The organism is Candidatus Binatia bacterium, assembly GCA_036563615.1.
Taxonomy (GTDB): Bacteria; Desulfobacterota; Binatia; order UBA12015; family UBA12015; genus DATCMB01.
The window spans coordinates 13,574-30,118 of the sequence record DATCMB010000016.1; the positions used below are offsets into that span (position 1 = coordinate 13,574).

The 16,545-nt window shown below is 70.9% G+C and carries 18 protein-coding genes; 9 read left to right on the top strand and 9 right to left on the bottom strand.

What is annotated here, in order from left to right:
* Positions 1–1,032, bottom strand: a complete 1,032-nt coding sequence (locus VIS07_12850) for a glycosyltransferase (GenBank protein ID HEY8516391.1) — start codon at positions 1,030–1,032, stop codon at positions 1–3.
* Positions 1,029–2,225 carry a DegT/DnrJ/EryC1/StrS aminotransferase family protein gene (locus tag VIS07_12855; protein HEY8516392.1) on the bottom strand — a complete coding sequence of 399 codons (1,197 nt, stop codon included), beginning with the start codon at positions 2,223–2,225 and terminating at the stop codon, positions 1,029–1,031. The genes VIS07_12850 and VIS07_12855 overlap by 4 nt, the downstream gene beginning before the upstream one ends.
* A gap of 161 nt (positions 2,226–2,386) precedes the next feature.
* Between VIS07_12855 and VIS07_12860 the strand changes: the two genes are divergently transcribed.
* Positions 2,387–2,827, top strand: coding sequence for a hypothetical protein (locus VIS07_12860; GenBank protein HEY8516393.1), 441 nt, complete (start codon positions 2,387–2,389; stop codon positions 2,825–2,827).
* 126 nt (positions 2,828–2,953) lie between these two features.
* Here the strand turns inward: VIS07_12860 and VIS07_12865 are convergent, their stop codons facing one another.
* Genes VIS07_12865 through VIS07_12880 form a run of 4 tightly spaced genes read right to left on the bottom strand, consistent with a single transcriptional unit; the run spans position 2,954 to position 5,716 of the window.
* Positions 2,954–3,235 carry a zinc ribbon domain-containing protein gene (locus VIS07_12865; GenBank protein HEY8516394.1) on the bottom strand — a complete coding sequence of 94 codons (282 nt, stop codon included), beginning with the start codon at positions 3,233–3,235 and terminating at the stop codon, positions 2,954–2,956.
* A gap of 54 nt (positions 3,236–3,289) precedes the next feature.
* Complete coding sequence (locus VIS07_12870) at positions 3,290–3,595, bottom strand: YggT family protein (protein ID HEY8516395.1); 306 nt, start codon at positions 3,593–3,595, stop codon at positions 3,290–3,292.
* Positions 3,596–3,631: 36 nt separating this feature from the next.
* Positions 3,632–4,435 (bottom strand): pyrroline-5-carboxylate reductase, encoded by an 804-nt coding sequence (proC, locus tag VIS07_12875; GenBank protein HEY8516396.1) that lies wholly within the window; start codon positions 4,433–4,435, stop codon positions 3,632–3,634.
* A 3-nt stretch (positions 4,436–4,438) separates the two neighbouring features.
* On the bottom strand, positions 4,439–5,716 hold the full coding sequence (locus VIS07_12880; GenBank protein ID HEY8516397.1) for a YggS family pyridoxal phosphate-dependent enzyme: 1,278 nt from the start codon (positions 5,714–5,716) through the stop codon (positions 4,439–4,441).
* A gap of 47 nt (positions 5,717–5,763) precedes the next feature.
* Between VIS07_12880 and VIS07_12885 the strand changes: the two genes are divergently transcribed.
* Positions 5,764–7,887: a transglycosylase SLT domain-containing protein gene (locus VIS07_12885; protein HEY8516398.1), complete on the top strand. Its 2,124-nt coding sequence runs from the start codon at positions 5,764–5,766 to the stop codon at positions 7,885–7,887.
* A 25-nt stretch (positions 7,888–7,912) separates the two neighbouring features.
* On the opposite strand, the gene VIS07_12890 is transcribed toward VIS07_12885, so the two are convergent.
* From VIS07_12890 to VIS07_12900, 3 genes are read right to left on the bottom strand one after another with little or no spacing between them, the layout of a single operon-like run.
* Positions 7,913–9,337, bottom strand: coding sequence for a Mur ligase domain-containing protein (locus tag VIS07_12890; protein HEY8516399.1), 1,425 nt, complete (start codon positions 9,335–9,337; stop codon positions 7,913–7,915).
* Positions 9,331–10,458, bottom strand: a complete 1,128-nt coding sequence (locus tag VIS07_12895) for a serine hydrolase domain-containing protein (GenBank protein HEY8516400.1) — start codon at positions 10,456–10,458, stop codon at positions 9,331–9,333. Before VIS07_12895 ends, VIS07_12890 begins: the two co-directional genes overlap by 7 nt.
* 1 nt (position 10,459) lies before the next feature.
* Complete coding sequence (locus VIS07_12900) at positions 10,460–11,395, bottom strand: LD-carboxypeptidase (protein HEY8516401.1); 936 nt, start codon at positions 11,393–11,395, stop codon at positions 10,460–10,462.
* A gap of 235 nt (positions 11,396–11,630) precedes the next feature.
* Between VIS07_12900 and VIS07_12905 the strand changes: the two genes are divergently transcribed.
* The 7 genes from VIS07_12905 (at position 11,631) to VIS07_12935 (ending at position 16,522) form a co-directional block, all read left to right on the top strand.
* Complete coding sequence (locus VIS07_12905; protein HEY8516402.1) at positions 11,631–11,912, top strand: DUF507 family protein; 282 nt, start codon at positions 11,631–11,633, stop codon at positions 11,910–11,912.
* Positions 11,912–12,181 (top strand): DUF507 family protein, encoded by a 270-nt coding sequence (locus VIS07_12910; GenBank protein HEY8516403.1) that lies wholly within the window; start codon positions 11,912–11,914, stop codon positions 12,179–12,181. Before VIS07_12905 ends, VIS07_12910 begins: the two co-directional genes overlap by 1 nt.
* Before the next feature lie 148 nt (positions 12,182–12,329).
* Positions 12,330–12,620 carry a co-chaperone GroES gene (gene groES, locus VIS07_12915; GenBank protein HEY8516404.1) on the top strand — a complete coding sequence of 97 codons (291 nt, stop codon included), beginning with the start codon at positions 12,330–12,332 and terminating at the stop codon, positions 12,618–12,620.
* Between the two features lie 74 nt (positions 12,621–12,694).
* Entirely contained in the window at positions 12,695–14,332 is a 1,638-nt protein-coding gene (groL, locus tag VIS07_12920; protein ID HEY8516405.1) for a chaperonin GroEL, read from the top strand.
* Positions 14,333–14,511: 179 nt separating this feature from the next.
* On the top strand, positions 14,512–15,858 hold the full coding sequence (gene ffh, locus VIS07_12925; GenBank protein HEY8516406.1) for a signal recognition particle protein: 1,347 nt from the start codon (positions 14,512–14,514) through the stop codon (positions 15,856–15,858).
* A 128-nt stretch (positions 15,859–15,986) separates the two neighbouring features.
* Positions 15,987–16,283, top strand: a complete 297-nt coding sequence (rpsP, locus tag VIS07_12930; protein HEY8516407.1) for a 30S ribosomal protein S16 — start codon at positions 15,987–15,989, stop codon at positions 16,281–16,283.
* 2 nt (positions 16,284–16,285) lie between these two features.
* The gene (locus VIS07_12935; GenBank protein ID HEY8516408.1) at positions 16,286–16,522 is read left to right on the top strand and encodes a KH domain-containing protein; all 237 of its coding nucleotides are present in this window, start codon (positions 16,286–16,288) and stop codon (positions 16,520–16,522) included.
* Positions 16,523–16,545 lie beyond the last annotated feature (23 nt).

Below are 16,545 nucleotides of genomic sequence, written 5' to 3' on the forward strand. Positions count from 1 at the left end.
CTAGCGCGCTTCTTCGGCCGGCAGCGATTGCGACACGATCTCGCGGATCCGGTACACCGGCCTGCGTCGCACCTCGGCGTAGATCCGGCCGACGTACTCGCCGACCAGACCCACCGCGAGCAGCAGCACGCCGACGAAGGCGAACAGGATCGCGAACAGCGTGAACACGCCCTCGCTCTCCGGTCCGACGATCAGGCGACGGACCATCAGGAAGGCGGCGAAGGCGACGCCGAGGACCGCGATCAGCACGCCCGTCAAGCTGACGAGCTGGATCGGCAGCAGCGAGAAGCCGGTGATCAGGTCGAAGCCGAGCCGCATCAGCTTGAGCGGCGAGTACTTCGAGCGACCGCGGTCGCGCTCGCCGTGCTTGACGGGGATCTCGACCGGATCGCGCGCGATCATCATCGCGAGCGCAGGAATGAACGCCGACTGCTCGGCGAGCTCGATGATCTCGTCCGCGACCTCGCGCGAGTAGCCGCGCAGCATGCAGCCGTAGTCGCTCATGCCGACGCCCATGCTCGCGGTCGCGACCGTGTTGACCAGCGACGAGATGCGCTTGCGCAGCCATGGATCGCGGCGGTTCGCGCGCACCGAGCCGACGACGTCGTGTCCGGCGCGCAGCTTCTCGAGGATGCGCGGGATCTCGCTCGGCGGGTTCTGCAGGTCGGCGTCGAGGGTGACGATGTAGCGGCCGCGCGCGATCGAGAAGCCCGCGAGCACCGCGGGATGCTGTCCGAAGTTGCGCGACAGCTCGACCGCGACGACCTCAGGATGGCGCGCCGCGAGCTCGTGCAGGATCTCGCGCGAGCGGTCGCGCGAGCCGTCGTTGACCAGCACCAGCTCGTAGCTCTCGCCCTCGAGCGCCTTCGCCACCTGGGCGTGCAGCTCGACGAGCGTCGCCTCCTCGTTGAACACGGGGACGACGACCGAGACCTCCGGCGTGCTCGCCGCCGAATCGCTCGGACGCAGCTCGCCCGGACGCACCTGGTCGCGCGGCAGCTCGCTCGGCGCGAGGATCGACAGCGAGCTCATCCTACGGCGCCGCCGGCGCGCACCGCGGCGCGCGTCCCCGAGTGCGCCGCACGAGCGTTGCGGCGCAGTACCTCCGCCAGCGTGTCCACCACCATCGTCACGTCCTCATCCCTCATGTCGGGGAACAGCGGCAGCGACAGGATCCTGCGTCCCGCGTCGGTGGCGACCGGAAGACGCGCAGGATTCGCCATGTCGCGATACAGCGTCTGCAGATGAAGCGGCACGAAGTGCAGCCCGGCGCCGACGCCCCGCTCGCGCAGTTCGGAGATCACCTCGTCGCGGGTCGCGGTGAGCGCTTCGACCTCGAGCGACACCACCATGAGATGCCACGCGTGCACGTGCTCGTAGGACGGCGTCGCGAGCGGCTTCGCCCACGGCACGTCGGCGAGACGCTCGCGGTAGAGCTCCGCGAGCGCGCGGCGCCGTGCGTTCATCTCCTCGAGCCGCGCGAGCTGGTGCAGACCGATCGCCGCCTGCAGATCGGTGAAATTGTACTTGAAGCCCGGCTCGAGCACGTCGTAGGTCGCGGCCCCGCGGCCGCCGAAGCGGCTCTCGGGCGTCTGCTCGATGCCGTGGAAGCGCAGGCGCTTGGCGCGCGCCGCGATCTCGTCCGAATCCGTGACCAGCGCCCCGCCCTCGCCCGTCGTCAGGTTCTTCGCCGGGTGGAAGCTGAACATCGTCGCGGCGCCGAAGGTGCCGATCGGGCGCCCCTTGTACGACGCGCCGAGCGCGTGCGCCGCGTCCTCGATGATCGCGAGACGGTGTCGCTCGGCGACCTCGCGCAGCGCGTCCTGGTCGCACGGCAGGCCCGCGAAGTGCACCGGCAGGATCGCCTTGGTGCGCGGGGTGAGCGCGGCCTCGACCGCCGTCGCAGACAAATTCAGCGTGCCGGGCTCGACGTCGGCGAACACGGGACGCGCGCCAGCGTGCAGCAGCACGTTCGCGGTCGACACCCAGGTGAGCGGCGTCGTCACCACCTCGTCGCCCGGACCGACGCCGGCGGCGAGCACGGCGAGGTGCAAGGCGGCCGTCCCCGAGCTCGCGCCGAGCGCGTGCTTCACGCCGAGGTGCGCGGCGAGCTCCTGCTCGAAGCGCATGGCGCGCGGCCCGGTCGACAGCCAGCCGGAGCGCAGGCACGCCTCGACTTCGGCGATCTCGGCTTCGCCGATCGAGGGCCGCGCGTACGGAAGCATCGGGCGCTACGGGTACCAAACGCGCTAGCAGGGCGGCAAACTGCCACGCCCCGCCCTCGCGGCCCGCGGGATGCCGCGTCGGCCGCCGAGCGGCGGAAATCTCACCCGGCCACCATTGCGCCCATGACGCGCCGTGTTAAATGCCGTCCCGGAGGTGAGAGATGAGCAAGCCCGCCCAGTCCGTTTGGAACCCCCTGCAGGACGCCGCCGCCCAGGTCCGGAGCCTCGACAAGAAGGCCCGTAAGCTCGCCAAGCAGACCGCAGAGCAGGTGCGCAGCCGCTCGGAGGCCCTGCTCGACACGGCCCAGAAGCGCTCCGAGAAGACCGTGACCCAGGTGCGCAAGAGCCTCGAGTCGGCGCTCGAGACCATCGAGTCGCGGACCGTCCGCGTCTCGGAGGTCCCGGCGTGGGTGCGTCGCCAGCTCGACGAGGCCCGCAAGCAGCTCGCGACCGCCGAGGATCAGCTCCTGAAGGGCGTCGAGACGGTCGCCCGCCGGCTCAACCTGGCGGTCGAGAAGGACGTCGACGCGCTGCGGCGCAAGCTGTCGCAGCTCGAGAAGCGCGTCGGCGAGCTTGCCGAGCGCGAGAGCAAGGCGGCGTGAGCATCCGCCTCGGCGGACGCTGAACAAATGAAATCGCGGCGCTTCCCCGCCTGGGGAAACGCCGCGAGCTCGATCCGCGCCGGCCGCCGTCGGGCCCGGCGCGTCAAAAACCAGCCTGCGCGGCGGTCAGGCAGCCGCCGTCGCCGACTCGGACTTCTTCGATTCGCTCTTGCTGTCGGACGAGGAGTCGCTCCCCGCGTCCGAGCTGCTGCCCTTCCCACCGTTGCCCTTGCGGGCGTAGTCCGTGATGTACCAGCCGTCCCCCTTCAGGTGGAAGGCCGGGTTCGACATGAGCTTGCTCACCTTGCCGCTGCCGCAGGTCGGGCACTTCTTCAGCGGCTTCTCGGTGATCTTCTGCATGTGGTCGAAGACGCCGCACTTCGGACAGCGGTATTCATAGATGGGCATGCCTGAAACTCCTCCGAGCTGAAAAAGGCGGGCGAACGTTAAGGACGACTCGCGTCATTGTCCACTCATGCTCGCCGCGAGCTGGAATAAAGTCCGCACCAGGAAGTTCTGCAAGAACGCGATCAGCAGCAGGACGACGATCGGCGTGAAGTCGATCCCGCCGAAGTAGAGCGGAACGACGCGGCGGATGCGGTACATGACCGGCTCGGTCGCGCCCCGCAGGAAGCGGACGATCGGGTTGTAGGGATCGGGGTTGACCCACGACAGAACCGCGCTCGCGATCACGATCCACCAGTAGATCGTCAGGACCGCATTCAGGACGTTCGCGGTGGCGAACAGGAAGTTGCCGATCACGAACATGCCGCTCATCTCCTCCTCATCCCGCCTTGCGGCCGCTCAGCCCGCCGAAAGCTCGCGCGAGCGGCGCGCCGCCGCGTCGATCGCCGCCCGTACCGCCTGAGCGAAGCCCCGCGCCCCGAGCGCCTCGAGCCCGGCGAGCGTCGTCCCGCCCGGCGAGGTCACCATCTCGCGCAGCCGCCCCGGGCTCTCGCCCGACTCGCGCCACAGCGTCGCCGCCCCGAGCAGCGTCTGCTGGACGAGCTTGGTCGCGATCTCCGGGGCGAGCCCGACGCCCTCGGCGGCCTGCAGCCAGGCCTCGGCGAACGCGAACACGAAGCCTGGGCCGCTGCCGCTGACCGCGGTGACCGCGTCGAGCAGCGCCTCGTCCTCGAGCACCACGACCTCGCCGACGCCGAGGAAGACCTTGCGCGCGAGCTCGACGTCCTCGGCGGTCGCGGCGCCGCCGCCGACCAGCGCCGTGATCCCCTGACGCACCATCGCCGGCGTGTTCGGCATCGCGCGCACGAGACGGGTGCCCGCGCCGAGCGCGCGCGCGAGCGCGCGCAGCGGGAAGCCCGCCGCGATCGAGACCACGACCTGCCGCTCGGCGAGCTGACCCGCGAGGCGCGGCAGGACCGTCGGCAGCACCTGCGGCTTCACCGCGAGCACGACGACGTCGGCCGCGGACAGGACGTCCGCGAGCTGCTCGCTGACCCGGCCGCCGGTCTCTGCCGCGAAGCGCTCGCGCGCGCCCGCGTCGGGGTCGGTGGCGATCAGCTCGAAGCCGGCGCCGCTCGCCCGCAGCCCGGCGCCCATCGCGCGGGCCATGTTCCCCGCGCCGACGAAGCCGATGCACGTCACGACCTACGCCTCCTTCCGCCGCACGGGTCGCGGCCCGAAGATCGCGGTGCCGATCCGCACGAGCGTCGCGCCTTCCGCGATCGCCGCGCCGTAGTCGTCGCTCATGCCCATGGACAGCTCCGTCAGGCGCTCGTAGCCAAAGCGCCGCAGCTCGTCGAACCGTTCGCGCAGCGCGGCGAAGGTCGCGCGCGCCTCGCGCTCGCTCGCGTCGAGCGGTCCGATCGTCATCAGGCCGACGAGCTCGAAGCCCGGGACCGCGCTCATCTCTTGCGCGACGCGCAGCACGTCCTCTGGCGCCACGCCCGCCTTGCGCGGATCGCGCGCCACGTTGACCTGCAGGAGGCCGCGCACCGGAGCGCCGCGACGGCGGACCAGCGCGTCCGCGATCGCGGCGCGGTCGAGCGCGTGGAAGAGGTCGAACGTCCGCGCCGCGGCCGCCGCCTTGTTGGTCTGGAGGGGACCGATCAGGTGCCAGCGCACGTCGCGCGCGCGGTCGCCCAGCGCCGCGCGCTTCGCGACGCCCTCCTGGACGTAGTTCTCGCCGAGGTCGGTCGCCCCGGCGGCGATCGCCGCCGCGACCGCTTCGGGCGGATGTCCCTTGCTCACCGCGACGACCCGCACCGAGCCCGCAGGACGTCCCGCGGCGACGCTCGTTGCCGCCACCTCGCCGAGCGTCGCGCGCAGCCGCAGGGCGATCGCGTCTGCGGGCAGCGGCGTCGACGGCTCGGGAAGCGCGAGACGCTCGGCGAGCGCGCGCAGCTCCTCGAGCGGCAAGCCGATCACGCCCGTCACCGAGCCGCGCACGCGACGCACGAAGGCCGCCGCACCGCCTTGAATGGCGTACGCGCCCGCCTTGTCGCGCGGCTCGCCGGTCGCGACGTAGGCGGCGATCTCGCCGTCGGAGAGCGCGCGGAACTCGACCTCGCTCGTCGACATCGCCTCGGCGACGACCTCGCCGTCGCGCGCCCATGCGATCGCGGTCAGGACCTCGTGCGATCTCCCCGAGAGGCTCGCCAGCATGCGCGCCGCGTCGCGATCGTCGGCCGGCTTGCCGAGGATCTCGTCGTCGCGCACGACGATGGTGTCGGCGCCGAGCACCCACGCCGAGCGCGCGTCGCGGCTCACGTGCCGCGCCTTCTCGGCGGCGAGACGGCGCGCGTACACCCGCGGGTCCTCGCCGGGAAGCCGCCGCTCGTCGATCGCGGCCGGAACGATGTCGAACGGGTAGGCGACGCGCGCCAGCAGCTCTGCCCGGCGCGGCGACGCCGACGCAAGGATCACGCGCACGCCTTTGCCGCTCCGCAGCCGAGGGAATAGAGTGGGCGCCGATGCGGGCATCGCGCCGCGCCGTGCTCGTCTCGTGGTGCTTGCTCGCGTGCAGCGCGGCGTCTGCGTCTGCACGGCCCACGCCCGTCGCTTCGCTGGGCGCGCCTAGCGACGGCGCGAGCCCGAGCGAACCCGCCACCCCGAGCGAGCTCGTCACGCCGAGCGCGACCGCAACGCCCGCCGACGCCGACACCGAAGCCGACGTCCGCGAGCGCGCACGCGCCTTCGCCGACGCCTACCGCGCGATGCAGGCAGGTCGGCGCGACGAGGCCCGCCGCGGCTTCGCGGCGAGCGTCGAGAGTCTGCCGGAGCTCGCCGACCACGCGCTCTTCCACCAGGGTCACCTCGCCCTCGAGGACGGCGACGTCGAGGGCGCACGCGCCGCGCTCGGCCGCCTCCTCGAAGAGCATCCCGACAGTGTATGGCGCGACGCCGCGGCCGTCGACCGCGGCCGCCTCGCGCTGCGCGACGGCGATCCGGCCGCAGCCGTCGCCTGGTTCACGCGAGCGCGCGACGCGAGCGATCCCGAAACCGCACGCGCGGCGAAGCTCGGCCTCGCCGAGGCGCGCGTCGCACTCGGCGACGTCGCGGGAGCCTACGCTCTGCTCGACGAGCTGCGCGGCACGGGCCGCGCGACCGGCGAGCGCGCGCGCGTCCGCGCCGAGGAGCTCGAGCGACGTGGCGCGGCGGCGCTCGGCCTCACGCCCGCCGAGCTGCGCCTCAGGATGGCCCGGGCGCGGCTGCGCGAGGGCCGTCCGCAGGAAGCACGCGAGGTGCTCGCGCTGCTGCGCGAAGGACACCCGCTGCGCGCCGAGGCGGCGCTCGTCGTCGCGCGCAGCTGGGGCAAGGAGAACCCCGCCGAGGCGAGCGCCGCCTACCAGATCGCGATCGGCTCGTCGCGCGCGTCTGACGTCGCCGGCACGGCGCTCTTCGAGCGCGCTCGCCTCGCCTGGAACCGCGACCAGGACGCCGCCGCCGATCGCGACTTCGCGACGCTGCTCGAGCGCTTCCCCGCGCACCCGAGCGCCGACGAGGCGCTCTACGCGCGAGCGCGCATCGCCGAGGCGCGCGGCGACACGACGACCGCGATCACCCTCTACGAACAGGTCGCGGCGCGCTTCCCGCAGTCGAAGCTCGCGCAGGACTGCCTGTGGCAGGCGGCCTTCGTGCGCTACCAGCGCGGCGAGTACGCCGACGCCGCGCGCGCGTTCGCCGTACTCGGCGCGCGCGACGACGCGCGCTACTGGCACGCGCGCGCGCTCGAGGCGAGCGGCGACCGCGACGGCGCGCGCGCCGCGTTCGCGGCGCTGCGCGAGGCGGCGCCGGCGAGCTACGTCGCCTGGTGGATCGACGAGCGCATCGGGCCGCTCGAGCGGCCCCCCGCGTATCCGCGCGCAGTCGAGAAGCCGCTGCAGCCCGCACCGCCGCTCGGCGGTGCGGCGGCGTACCACTGGACGCGCGGCCAGATCCTGAACGCGATCGGGCTGCGTCGCGACGCCGCGCGCGAGCTGCAGGCGGTCGAGGCGCTGACCGGGCCGGATGCGTTTCTCGCGCCCGCGTACCGCGAGGCCGGCGCGTGGGCGAGCCTCGTCCGCCTCGGGCTCCGGCTGCAGCAGGCGGGACGCCCCGGGCAGGAGAGCGCGATCTACCCGCGTCCGTATCCGCGCGACTTCGAGGCGGGCGCCGCGCGCGCCGGCGTCGATCCGCTGCTGCTCGTGTCGATGGCGCGTCAGGAGAGCCTGTTCGATCCGCTGGCGGTGTCGCCCGTGGGCGCGCGCGGCGTGCTGCAGCTCATGCCGGCGACGGCGGCGCGGGTCGCGGGAGCCGAGGTCGAGACGCGCGCGCTGCACGAGCCGTCGTTCAACATCGATCTCGGCGCGCGCTACTTGGGCGAGCTGCTGCGGCGCTTCGACGGCCGCATCGTGCTCGCGGTCGCCGCCTACAACGCGGGACCCGAGGCGGTCGAGCGCTGGCTCGCGCGCTTCCCGGACGTCGGCGTCGACGAGTTCGTCGAGCGCATCACGTACCGCGAGACGCGCGGCTACGTGAAGGCGGTGCTGCGCAACTACCGCACCTACCACCTGCTGTACGGCGACGGCGCGCTGCCGCGTCCTCGGTTGTATTGACGCGCGATTGCGCTTGACGCGCGGGCTAACGCGCGGCGCGCGCAGCGAGCGCCGTCGCGAGCCGCGCGACGACGCCGCCGAAGGCGCCGTTCGAGAGCGCCACCACCACGTCGCCCGCGGCCGCCTCGCGCTCGACGGTCTCCGCGACGGCGTCGTACGCGTCGAGCGCGCGCGCTTCTCGTCCGGCGCGCTCGACCTCGGCCGCCGCTTGCGCGGGCGAGAAGCGCTCGGCTTCCGGCAGCTGCTCCGCGTTGTGCACGGGTCCGAGCAGCACGCGGTCGGCGGCCGCGAGCGCCTGCGCGATCTCGGTTTGGAACGTGCGTCTCCGGCTCGTGTTCGAGCGCGGATCGAAGAGCGCCCAGACGCGGCGGCCGGGGAAGCGGCTGCGTACGGCGGCGAGCGTCGCTGCGATCGCGGTCGGGTGGTGCGCGAAGTCGTCGATCAGCGTGACCTCGCCGTCGATCACGACCTGCTGCCGGCGACGCACGCCGCGGCAGCGCGCGATTGCACGCTTGATCGCGTCCGCCGGCACGCCGAGCGCGCGGCACAGGGCGGTCACGCCGAGCACGTTGCGCGCGTTCATCAAGCCGAGGAGCGGGCTCGCGAGCTCGATGCGCTCGTCCGGCCCCGCGGCGACGAAGCGCAGCCCTTCGGGGCCATCGGTGAGCTCCGCGACGCGCCAGTCCGCCTCGACGCCGGGCTCGCCGGCGAACGTCGCGTAATCATGCCCACTGCGGCGCGCGACGTCGACCGCGTGCGGGAAGTCCGCCGACACCAGCAGCGGCGCGCCCTCCGGCAAGAGCGCGATCAGGCGCTCGAAGCTTTGCTTGACGTGATCGAGGTCGCGGTAGATGTCGGCGTGGTCGAACTCGATCGCGTTCAGCAGCAGCGCCTGCGGCCGGTAGTGCAGGAACTTCGCTTCCTTGTCGAAGTACGCGGAGTCGTACTCGTCGCCCTCGAGCACGAACTCGCGGCCGCGTCCGAGCGCGTAGCTGCGCGGCAGGTCGAGCGGCATGCCGCCGATGAACCAGCCCGGATCGCGTCCCGCCTCGCGCAGCACGCTCGCGAGCAGCGTCGCCGACGTGGTCTTGCCGTGCGTCCCCGCGACGACGACCGGAAAGCGCTCCGGCAGGCACAGCCACTCGAGCGCTTCGGGCAGCGAGATCGTCGGGATGCCGCGCACGCGCGCGGCGATCGCTTCGGGATTCGTCGCCCGGATCGCGTTGCCCATCACGACGAGGTCGGGACGCGGCTCGAGGTTCTCCGCGCGGTAGCCGCGCGCGACCTCGACGCCGAGCCGCGCGAGCTCGTCGCTCGCGGGCGGGTAGATCTCGAGGTCCGAGCCCCGCACGCGGTGGCCGAGCTCGGCGAGCAGGCCCGCGAGCGCCGCCATGCCGACGCCGCCGATCGCGGTCAGGTGGATCGTGGCCGGCACCTCGACCTTCAGCATCCCACCGCCTCCATCACCAGGTCGTGGATGCGCGGGCGGAACTCGCGCAGCTTGTCGTTGTCGCGCGACGGGTGCACGCGGTTGGTGAGCAGCGTCACGTTGACGTCGCGCTCGAGGTCCATCCACAGCGACGTGCCGGTGAAGCCGAGGTGGCCGACGGTGCGCGGCGACATCCGCGTCCCGGCGCTGGAATTTGTCGGTGACGGCGAGTCCCAGCCGAGCGTCCGCGTCGAGCCCGGCACGCTGGTGTCGATGGTCCACATGCGATCGATCATCTCCGCGGGCAGAAGCCCCTGGCCGCCGCGCCAGGCCGCCTTCAGGTGTCGCGCGAGCTGGTCGACGTCGCGCGCCGAGCCGAACAGCCCCGCGTGTCCCGCGACCCCGCCCATCGCGTACGCGTTCTCGTCGTCGACCTCGCCGCAGAGCACGCGCTTGCGCCACGGGCAGCGCTGCGTCGGCGCGATCATCTCGGCGATCGGCTCGACGCGCTTGGTGCGGATCTGCGAGAGGTCGATGAACGACATCGCGCGCAGCCCGAGCGGCGCGAAGATGCGGTTGTGGCAGAAGCGGTCGAGCGTCTGCCCGGACACGGTCTCGACGAGCTGTCCGAGCAGCATGAAGCCGAGGTCGCTGTAGATCACGCGCGTGCCCGGCGGCGCTTCGAGCTTCTCGCGGTGGATCTGCTCGAACAGCCACTCCTTCGCTTCGCGGCTGCCGACGAAGTTCGGCCGACCTTTGCGCTCGAGCTGCGCGATCTCCTTGAAGTACGGGCGGTGCGCCGCGAGCCCCGAGGTGTGCGTCAGCAGGTGGCGGAAGGTGACGTGCGTCTTCTGGTGCACGCCGAAGTTGTGGAAGAAGCGCGTCACGCGATCGTCGAGGTCGAGGCGTCGGTCCTTGACGAGCAGCAGGACGGCGAGCGTCGTCGCGAGCGGCTTGGTCAGCGACGAGAGGTCGAAGACGGTCTCGACGTGCATCGGCGCCTTCTCGGGCTCGAGCGAGCGCGAGCCGACGGCGCGCTCGAAGAGCGTCTCGTCGCCCCGGCTGACCAGCAGCACGGCGCCCGGAAAGACGCCCTTCTGGACGGCTTCCTCGAGCGCGCGCTCGACTGCGGAGAAATCCATCTCACTCGACCAGCGGCTCGACGCCGCAAAGCTCGCCTTCGTCCGTCAGCGTCGACGCCCCACCGCCGACGCGCAACCGCACCTCGACGCCGAGCGGGACGCCGTAGTGCACGCTGCCGTGTCCGACCGGCGCCCCGAAGCCGATCGGGACCTCGAGGTCCGCGAGGCAGTCGAGGATCGTGTCGCACAGGTCGTCGGGCTCGCCGCAGTCGGGCATGGTGCCGAACACGATCCCGCGCACGCCCTCCAGCATACCCGCCTGGCGCAGCTGGACGAGCATGCGATCGATGCGGCGCAGCGGCCGCTCGTTGGTGTCCTCGAACAGCGCCACGGCGCCGGCGAAGCGAGGCGCGAACGGCGTCCCGGCGAGCGACGCGAGAACCGTGAGGCAGCCGCCGAGCAAGCGGCCCGACGCCTCGCCCGGAACGAGCGTGCGCGGCACCGGGATCCGCCAGTCGGTCGCGCCGGCCGCGAGCGCCAGCAGGTGTCCGATCGTTCCCATCTCGCGTTGCGCGACGAGGTCGTGCGCGACCATCGGGCCGTGCAGGGCGGCGACCCCGGCGTTGCACACCAGGAACTGGAGCAGCGCGGTCGCGTCGCTGAAGCCGATGCAGAGCTTCGCGTTGAGACGCATCCAGGCCGGGTCGATCTGCGGCAGGATGCGGGCCACACCGTAGCCGCCGCGCGCGCACCACACGGCGCGCACGTCGGGGTCGGCGAAGGCCTCGAGGAGCTGGCGGCAGCGGTCCTCGTCGGGTCCGGCGAAGTAGCGGTGCGTGCGTCCCGGCCGCGGCAGGCTGACCCGGAAGCCGAGCTCCTCGAGGACGGCCGCGCCCTGCGCGAGCCGGTCGGGATCCACCTTTCCCGAGGGCGTCACCACCGCCACCCGGTCGCCCGGCCGCAACGCCGCCGGCTTGATCAGCCCCGCTGCATCCATGCCGCTCAACCCCCGCCGCGAGAGCACGACTCCGCTCGGCTAGACAACACAACGCGGCGCGCAAAGCGAGGGACGAGCGGCGCCCGCGACCGCTCGGACGCGGCGTCGGCGCTTCGACGAAGCCCTTCCGCACCGGGCTTGTTGAATTGCCGTCGCCGCATGGTAGCGGACGTCTCAGGTCGAGCGCGCGCAGGACCTGCGGCGCGACGCGCAACCTGCCGTCGTTCCCGTGCCGATGACGCAGCAACAGCTCTTCACGCTCGGGCGCTCCGTCGTCGATGCGCTCGTGCGCGCCGATCTCGTCGAGCTCGCCGGCACCGCGGACGCGGCCGCCCAGGCGGTCGCCGACCAGCTCGGCGCCTACTTCAAGGCGGCGGCCGCGCTCGAGGCCGACGCCGAGCGCCTCGCCGACGAGCACCTGCGCTCCGCGCGCGCCGCGACGGCCGGCATCGACCGCCGCCGCGTCGTGCAGATGATCAAGGAGAAGCTCGCGAGCGAGCGGGGGCTGCCGGTCTGATGCGACTCAGCGAAGCCCTGTCGTCCTACCTCGCGCACCGCGCGCTCGAGGCGATCAAGAAGACCGGCGCCAAGGTGCGCAACGATCGTCTCGCGCTCGCCGAGATCAAGAAGGCGCTCTCGGGCGGGCTCGAGCGCGACCCGAGAATCCACGAGATCGTCACCCGGCGCATCGCGTCTCTGAGCCGGAAGGTGCCTCCCGGCAGCGCCGAATACGAAGTTCTCTACCGGCAGTATTACGAGCAGGAGATGCGCAAGCGCCGCTCGTGATTCGCGCGCGCATTTCCTCTTGACACCCCAAAGGCCGTGGTTATCAAGCCGCCGTCTTGGTGGGGCTGCACCCTCGTCCTGGGGGTGCAAGCAGCGAATATACCGAGCAAATCGTTCCTTCGGGGAAGCACGAAAGGAGAGGGAGTTGATGAAGATCCGACCGTTGCAGGACCGCGTCATCGTCAAGCGGGTGGCGGAGGAGGAGAAGTCCAAGGGGGGCATCATCATTCCTGACACGGCGAAGGAGAAGCCCCAGGAGGGCAAGGTCATCGCCGTGGGCAAGGGCAAGGTCGACGATGACGGCAAGGTGCGGCCGCTCGACGTCAAGGCCGGCGATCGGGTGCTGTTCGGCAAGTACGCCGGCACCGAGATCAAGCTGGACGGCGAAGAGCACCTGATCCTTCGGGAGGACGACATCCTGGGCGTGATCGAGGCCTGATCGACCAACCCCACGCCCGCCCCGATACGACGACGAACACGCTTTCAGAGCCGCTTTAAGGAGGAATTTCCGTAATGGCAGCCAAGATTGTCCGCTTTGGCAGCGACGCCAGGGAGAAGGTCCTGCACGGCGTCAACATCCTCGCCGATGCAGTGACCGTCACCCTCGGCCCGAAGGGCCGCAACGTGGTGCTCGAGAAGTCGTTCGGCGCCCCGAACATCACGAAGGACGGCGTCACGGTCGCCAAGGAGCTCGAGCTCGAAGACAAGTTCGAGAACATGGGCGCCCAGATGGTGAAGGAGGTCGCCTCGAAGACCTCGGACGTGGCCGGTGACGGCACCACCACCGCGACCGTCCTCGCCCGATCGATCTTCGTCGAAGGCGCGAAGATGGTGGCCGCGGGCCACGATCCCATGTCGATCAAGCGCGGCATCGACAAGGCCGTGCAGCACGTGATCAGCGAGCTCAAGCAGCTCTCGAAGCCGACCAAGGACCAGAAGGAGATCGCCCAGGTCGGCACGATCTCGGCCAACAACGACCCGACCATCGGCGGCATCATCGCCGAGGCGATGGACAAGGTCGGCAAGGACGGCGTGATCACGGTCGAGGAGGCCAAGGGCCTCGAGACGACCCTCGAGGTGGTCGAGGGTATGCAGTTCGACCGCGGTTACCTGTCGCCCTACTTCGTCACCGATCCCGACCGCATGGAGTGCGTGCTCGAGGACGCCCTCGTGCTGATCCACGAGAAGAAGGTCAGCAGCATGAAGGACCTGCTGCCGATCCTCGAGCAGATCGCCAAGACCGGCAAGCCGTTCGTGCTCATCGCCGAGGACGTCGACGGCGAGGCGCTCGCGACGCTCGTCGTCAACAAGATCCGCGGCACGCTGCACTGCGCTGCGGTCAAGGCGCCCGGCTTCGGTGATCGCCGCAAGGCCATGCTCGAGGACATCGCGATCCTCACCGGTGGCCGCGTGATCGCCGAGGAGCTCGGCCTCAAGCTCGAGAACGTCACGCTGAACGATCTCGGCAGGGCCAAGCGGATCGTGATCGACAAGGACAACACCACGATCATCGACGGCGCGGGCAAGAAGCAGGAGATCCAGGGCCGCGTCACCCAGATCCGCAACCAGATCGAGGAGACCACCTCGGACTACGACCGCGAGAAGCTGCAGGAGCGCCTCGCCAAGCTGATCGGCGGCGTGGCGGTCATCCGCGTCGGCGCGGCGACCGAGGTCGAGATGAAGGAGAAGAAGGCCCGCGTCGAGGACGCGCTGCACGCGACCCGTGCGGCCGTCGAGGAGGGCATCGTGCCGGGCGGCGGCGTCGCGCTGCTGCGGAGCTCGGCGAGCCTCGACAAGGTCGAGGTGGGCGACGCGGAGCGCGTCGGCGTGAACATCGTCCGCCGCGCCTGCGAGGACCCGCTGCGCTGGATCGCGGCGAACGCGGGCCACGAGCCCTCGATCGTCATCGACCGCGTCCGCAACGGCAAGGGCTCGTTCGGCTTCAACGCCGCGACCGAGGAGTACGAGGACCTCTACAAGGCGGGCATCATCGACCCGACCAAGGTCGTGCGCACGGCGCTGCAGAACGCGGCGTCGGTGGCCGGCCTGCTCCTCACCACCGAGGCGATGATCGCCGAGAAGCCGGAGGAGAAGGGCGCCGCCGGTGCGGGCATGCACGGCGGGATGGGAGGCATGGGCGGCATGATGTGAGCCGTCCCGTCCTTCGGACGCGAAGAGGGCGTGGGGCAACCCACGCCCTCTTTTGTTTGTCGGTGCCGGCGGAAGTGCTGATTGACTTCGACTCCGACGCTCACTAGGGTTTTTGTCACCCGCTCCCCCGAACGCCGCAGCAGCCTCCTCCGCTCCGAGCACCGGTCGTTCTAGCACGCATGTTCGATTCGCTTGCCGACAAGCTCGAGAACGTCTTTCGTCGCATCCGCGGCACGGGACGGCTCACCGAGGCCAACATCGAAGAGGCCATGCGCGACGTGCGCATGGCGCTGCTCGAGGCCGACGTCCACTTCCAGGTCACGAAGTCGTTCATCGAGCGCGTGCGTCAGCGCGCGCTCGGCCAGGAGGTGCTGCGTAGCCTGACGCCCGAGCAGCACCTCATCAAGATCGTCCACGAGGAGCTCGTGGCGATCATGGGCGGCGCGGCGGGCAAGCTCGACCTCGCCGGCGAGCCGCCGGCGGTGGTGATGCTGGTCGGCCTGCAGGGTTCGGGCAAGACGACCACGGCCGCGAAGCTCGCGCGCCACCTGCTGACGACGCGCAAGCGCCGTCCGTACCTGGTACCGCTCGACCTCTCGCGTCCCGCTGCGATCCAGCAGCTCAAGACGCTCGCGGCGCAGGTCGGCGACGGCTGCGGAGTGTACGACACGCCCGAGCAGGGCGGCGATCCCGTGCAGATCGCGCGCGACGCGGTCGCCAAGGCGCGCAACGCCGGCTTCGAGACCGTGATCCTCGACACCGCCGGTCGTCTCGCGATCGACGAGCCGCTGATGGCGGAGCTGCGCGCCGTGCGCGACGCCGTCAAGCCGCGGCAGACGATCCTCGTCGCCGACGCGATGACCGGTCAGGACGCGGTCTCGGTCGCGCGCGGCTTCCGTGACGGCATCGGCATCGACGGCGTCATCCTCTCCAAGATGGAAGGCGACGCCCGCGGCGGCGCTGCGCTCTCGATCCACGCCACCACGGAGAAGCCGCTGCTGTTCGTCGGCGTCGGCGAGAAGCTCGACGCGCTCGAGGTGTTCCACCCCGATCGCGTCGCGTCGCGCATCCTCGGCATGGGCGACATGCTGTCGCTCATCGAGAAGGCGCAGGCGGCCTACGACCAGAAGCAGGCCGAGAAGCTTCAGGAGAAGCTCAAGAAGGACACCTTCACGCTCGAGGACTTCCGCGACCAGCTGCGCGCGGTGAAGAAGATGGGCTCGGTCGCGGACCTGATCGGCATGATCCCGGGCATGAAGCGCTTCGTGAAGGCGCCGGAGCTCGCGGGGGCCGACGACGAGCTCAAGCGCATCGAGGCGATCATCAACTCGATGACCAAGCAGGAGCGCCGCGACCACCTGATCCTGAACGGCAGTCGGCGCAAGCGCATCGCCCTCGGCTCGGGGACCAGCGTCGCCGAGGTCAACAAGTTCCTCAAGCAGTACGCGCAGGCAAAAAAGATGATGAAGTCCTTGAGTCGGGGTGCGGGCAAGGGGATTCTTGCCCAAATGCAGGGCGGGCGTTAACACTAGACGGTCCGGCTGGGTCCGATTCGGCGTGGCGCGCGGCGTGGATCGAGCCGGAGCGTCGGCCAGCCGTGCCACGGACCCCCAAGATCCGACGCAGCGACGAACGTCTTTTTCGAGGAGATATAATGGCAACCAGGATCCGGCTCACTCGCCACGGCAGCAAGAAGCGTCCTTTCTATCGCATTGTCGCAGCTTCGACGGGCGCGCCGCGTGACGGCCGCTTCATCGAGCAGCTCGGCCACTACGACCCAACCCGAAACCCAGCCGTCATCCACCTGCAGCTCGACAAGGTCGAAACGTGGCTGCGTCGCGGTGCGCAGCCGACGGAGACGGTCGCGCGGCTGATGAAGAAAGCCGGCTGGAAAGGTCTGCAGCCCGCCACCGGCGCGTCCGGGACGTCGGGAGCCTCCTCCGAGGGTTGATCATGAAAGAACTGGTCGAGATGCTGGCGAAACACCTCGTCAATCACCCTGAGGCCGTCGAGGTGAAGGAGACTCAGGGGGATACCGCGTCGGTCATCGAGCTGCGCGTCGCCATGGAAGATCTCGGCCGGATCATCGGCAAGCAGGGCCGCACGGCAAAGTCGATCCGCACGCTGGTCAACGCGGCGGCCTCGCGGCTGAACCGCAAGGTCGTCCTCGAGATCATCGAAGACAAGTAAGCCGACGACGACCGAGAAACCTT